At 63.0% G+C, this 4,052-nt stretch carries 5 protein-coding genes; all 5 read left to right on the forward strand.

Features of this window, described 5'->3' with window-relative positions:
- Window positions 1–231, forward strand: a 231-nt coding sequence (locus tag BM357_RS18405; protein WP_083430686.1) for a hypothetical protein, incomplete at its 5' end; no start/stop codon positions are given.
- A gap of 70 nt (window positions 232–301) precedes the next feature.
- Window positions 302–772 carry a hypothetical protein gene (locus tag BM357_RS18410; RefSeq protein WP_245784097.1) on the forward strand — a complete coding sequence of 157 codons (471 nt, stop codon included), beginning with the start codon at window positions 302–304 and terminating at the stop codon, window positions 770–772.
- Between the two features lie 13 nt (window positions 773–785).
- Window positions 786–1,238 carry a hypothetical protein gene (locus BM357_RS18415; RefSeq protein WP_083430687.1) on the forward strand — a complete coding sequence of 151 codons (453 nt, stop codon included), beginning with the start codon at window positions 786–788 and terminating at the stop codon, window positions 1,236–1,238.
- Window positions 1,238–1,858, forward strand: a complete 621-nt coding sequence (locus tag BM357_RS18420) for a methyltransferase family protein (RefSeq protein ID WP_074956833.1) — start codon at window positions 1,238–1,240, stop codon at window positions 1,856–1,858. Before BM357_RS18415 ends, BM357_RS18420 begins: the two co-directional genes overlap by 1 nt.
- Window positions 1,858–4,052, forward strand: a 2,195-nt coding sequence (locus BM357_RS18425; RefSeq protein WP_074956835.1) for an ATP-binding protein, incomplete at its 3' end; no start/stop codon positions are given. The genes BM357_RS18420 and BM357_RS18425, both read left to right, overlap by 1 nt.

Below are 4,052 nucleotides of genomic sequence, written 5' to 3' on the forward strand. Positions count from 1 at the left end.
CTCACGAAGCTGGCGTACGTGATGTTCGCCGTTGTGATTGCGGCGCTGTTCATCATCGCGATTGGCGCGCTGATGATCTTTGGCATCAACAAGGCACAGACCAGTGGTCTGAACGCGCTCAACTCCGTGAGTTCCACCAGCGGCACGACGAGCGTCGGCGGGTACACCGGTTCGTACACGGGCGGCGGCAGCATTTCTCTTCCGGCGCTTGGCGGCGGTTCGGGCAGCTGATCATCCGGACACTGAAGCGGGGCGGGCGAGGGTTCTTGCCTGCCCCTTTCGCGTCTAGGGGGGATTTTCGGTGCGCATTCCACGTTGGATTCGCTTCAGGCGCGCTGGAACAGGAACCGGGATGCTGTACGCGGGTTTGGTGACCACCGCCGCAGCGCTGGTGGTGCTGGGGCTGATCATCATCTTCTCGTCCCTCATTCACGTGCGGCAGGTATTGGTCACCGCAGCCGAGAATGGGGCGCGGGTGGCGGCGCTGACGGGAGACACCCAAACGGTGCAGGAGGCGGTAGCCAACACCTTGCAAGAAGCGAAACTGCCGCAGACGTATCATGGCCAGACGCTGTGGACGGTCTCATCCACGTCAGTGACAAACGGCCCTGCGCAGCCCGAGGCGAAGGTCACCATCCAGTACCAGGCACCTATTCTGTTCCCGAACCTGTTCCGGGCGTTGGGACACCCGTACAGCTTGCCTGTGACGATCCCGCTCAGTGTCACCGCCTCGGCCACGAACGAGACGTACTTCACGGGGCCGCCGAATTGAGGGGGGAATGACCATGGCTGCGCTGTACAAGGGATTGGTGTGGGTGACGATAGGGCTGCTGTTGACGGTCATGCTGATGACGTTCGGGGCTGCCCACGCGGGATACCGGCAACTGCGTGCAGCGGCGGAGGCGGCGGCCTGGTCCGGGCAGACCGCCATTCACCATGAGGTGGCCGCCACCACGGGGAATCAGGGGTATTTTAACGTAACCACCCGACAGAAAAGTGATCCAGTTGCGGCCGCACAGGCGCAGTGGGAGCAAACCGTCCAGCAGTTGCACCTGTCGTCGATGTTCTCGGGTCTCAACGAGACGACGACGGTGCAAAACAACCAAGTGACCGTGACGGCCATCGGGGTGTTCCATGTGCCATGGCTGGATACGGCGTCTCAGGCGCTGTTTGGTGGCCAGTACGCGGTGACGTTTCAAGTGCCGATGCGGGTCGTGGTGACGGGAGCGAGCCAGTGATGTGGTTGCGGTTGCTGATCCAGGGCGTCTCGATTCTGGTGTTGCTCTCGGGCGTTTGTGGAATGCTCCGCTCGCCGCTTTTGTGGCCGTTTGCCGCAGTCTTGGTGCTGGAGGCGTTTTGGCTGTTTGTGTCCCTGTGGCGCGCGCCGAGGATGTCCGGCGGTGCCGCGGGCATTGTGGCGTCGGCCGTCATCGCGGTGTATCCGGCGCTCATCTCCTGGGTCTGTCCGGGACCGTATGTGGAACCCGTGTGGCGGTTTGGGCTGTCCTACGTGATCCAGTGCTTGGCACTGGCGTTGGAGGTGTGGGCGTTTCTGACGCTTCGTTCTTCACTCACCCAGCTTCCCGAAGCGCACCGGCTGGTTCGCTCGGGACCCTACCGATATGTCCGGCACCCGCTGTATGTTGCCTACACCCTGGCGTTTGTCGGCTCGTGCCTGGGGGCGATGCGGTGGAGTTTGTGGGGGTTGCTGGCCGGATTCATCGTTCTGCAGTGGATTCGGGCCAAGGCGGAGGAGCGGGTGCTGGTGACGGAGTTTCCAGAGTATGCGGCATACGCGCGTGTGACGGGCCGGTTCATCCCGAAGGTCACTCGTCGGGTGTCGGGAGGTGATTCGTGATGTTCGATCCGTGGGTTGAACACACACTTGCGGGTCTTGGCACGGCTGGGCTTGTGGCTGCCGTGGGATACGGCGCGGCGCGAGACAGGGGAAAGCTGGCGGCGGAGCGGCGGCGATGGAAAGGGGAGCCCAGGGCGCTGATCGCCCGTTCAAACCACGTTTACAACGCGCAGGAGACCGCCGCATGGCTGGCGCGCCTGACGCATTTCCGGCGGCCGAGGGCCGAACGGTACGCCAAGGGCCGGGTATGGTTTACCTTCCGGGTGGAAAAGGACGCGCACGGTGAGGTGTGGTTCTGGTTTATCGTGCCGGACGACCGGGTGCAAGGGGTCCGAGGGACGCTGCTGCCGACGTTGGAGTGGCACGAGGTGGCACAGGAGAATCGCCATGAGGCTTTGAGCCCTGGGAACCGCAAGGAGCGAATGCGGGTCACCGCCAAACACCCCATGTTGCCGTTTGCCCGCCCCGGCAAGTCCGACCCGTTGGTGACGCTGCTGCGGGCGATGGGACCGAAGACCGCCGTGGAGATCGCGTTCAGTCCGATGGACGGCGGAGAAGCGTTTGAACGGGTGCGCAAGGCCCATGCCAAGGCCGACCCGGAGGCGGCCAGAGCCCATTCAGGAGCGGCCAGCACCCGTGAGGCTTTTGCGGAGATCGGGCGGCAAACCCTCGCGGAGTTGGGCGCGGCGTTCACGGGGAAACCGGCGCCAAAGCCGGGGCAGGGCAGGGCGCAGTCCGCCAAGCCGTCGCTTCTCCCCCACCAGAAGGCGCGGATGCAGGGGATATTGCGGCGGTACGAAGAACTCGACGAGCTGTTCGAGGTGACGATTCAGTTTGAAGGCGAGGACCCAGGGCGCGCCCGGCCGTGGTTTCAGGGGATGCTTGGGGCGCTGACCGATGTGGCGGCAGAGAACCAGCTTGTCGCGTCGCGCGGGCTAAGACCATTCGTGATGTCGGCGGAAGAACTGGCGCAATTGGTCCACGTGCCGTCACCGGACGAATGGCCAAAGATGCCCATTATTCGCGAACATGCCCGGACGCTCGGGGACGACGAATTCGCGACTGGCGTAGCCATTGGATACCTGCGCCACCCGACACAGGCGACAAGGCTTGTGCGGATTCCGTATGAGCAGTTCACGAGACATTTCCTCATGACCGGCATGACGGGTTCAGGGAAATCCTCGACGCTGGTGTTCATGATCCAGTCCATCATTGACGAGTGGGCGACGCAAAAGCCGGGCGCGCCAAAGCCCGGTTTTACGTTGGTGGACCCGGCGTCGGAGACGGCGCTCATCATCCTGTCGCGTCTCCAGGCAACGCTGCCCAAGGATAGTCCGCTGTGGAAAAAGGTGCACTTCGTCTCTTTCTCAAACCGCGATTATCCTGTGGCGATGAATCTGCTGAGGGTGCTGTCAGTCGACGCGCTGGTGGCCACAATTAGCAAAGCGTATGGCGGCGGGGCGCGGATCGACGAGATCGTGGACAAGTGCGTGGCGGCGTTTCAGGAGGACGACGAGGTGGTGCATGTCCTGGCTGGGATGATTCCGATGCTCAAGGACGAGAACTGGCGGCTGCCGGTGGTGCGCCGACTCAAGACGCCGCTGCTTCGGTCCTACTGGGAGCAGACGTATCCGGCGCAGGCCAAGAACCCGGACTACTACGCCCCGGTGGAGCGGCGCCTGCGCCCGTTTGTCTCAAGCAGCACGGCGCTTTATTTCGGCCAGCCGGAATACGCCTTGCCCATTCGAGAGTGGATGGACGAGGGCCATATCCTGATCCTCGACGTCAAGGCCCTCGGCGGGGAGTTGATGGGGCTGCTGATGGGCGGTCTCATCGAGCGGTACTACCAGGTGGCGCTCACGAGGCTGGAGAGTACAGCGCTGACGCACTTTCTGCTCGTGGACGAGTGCCACCGGGTTCAGACCGGCGTGATGGCGAAAATCATCGCGGAGACACGGAAGTTTGGCCTGAGTCTCGGGATGATCACGCAGTCGGTAGAGCAGTTCGACGGAGAACTGAAAAAGGCGATAAAAGATGTGCTGGGCAACTTCATTAGCCTTCGGGTTGGGGCGGACAGCGCAAGGGTGCTGGCGGAACTCACGCAGGGGCACTTTTCACCGGACTACCTGCGGGCGCTGGATGACAACGTGGCAGCGGTGTTCACGACGGTGGGCGGGAAGTCTTCATCGTGTGA

This window comes from Paenalicyclobacillus macrosporangiidus, assembly GCF_900116805.1.
In the GTDB taxonomy this organism is placed as follows: domain Bacteria; phylum Bacillota; class Bacilli; order Alicyclobacillales; family Alicyclobacillaceae; genus Alicyclobacillus_H; species Alicyclobacillus_H macrosporangiidus.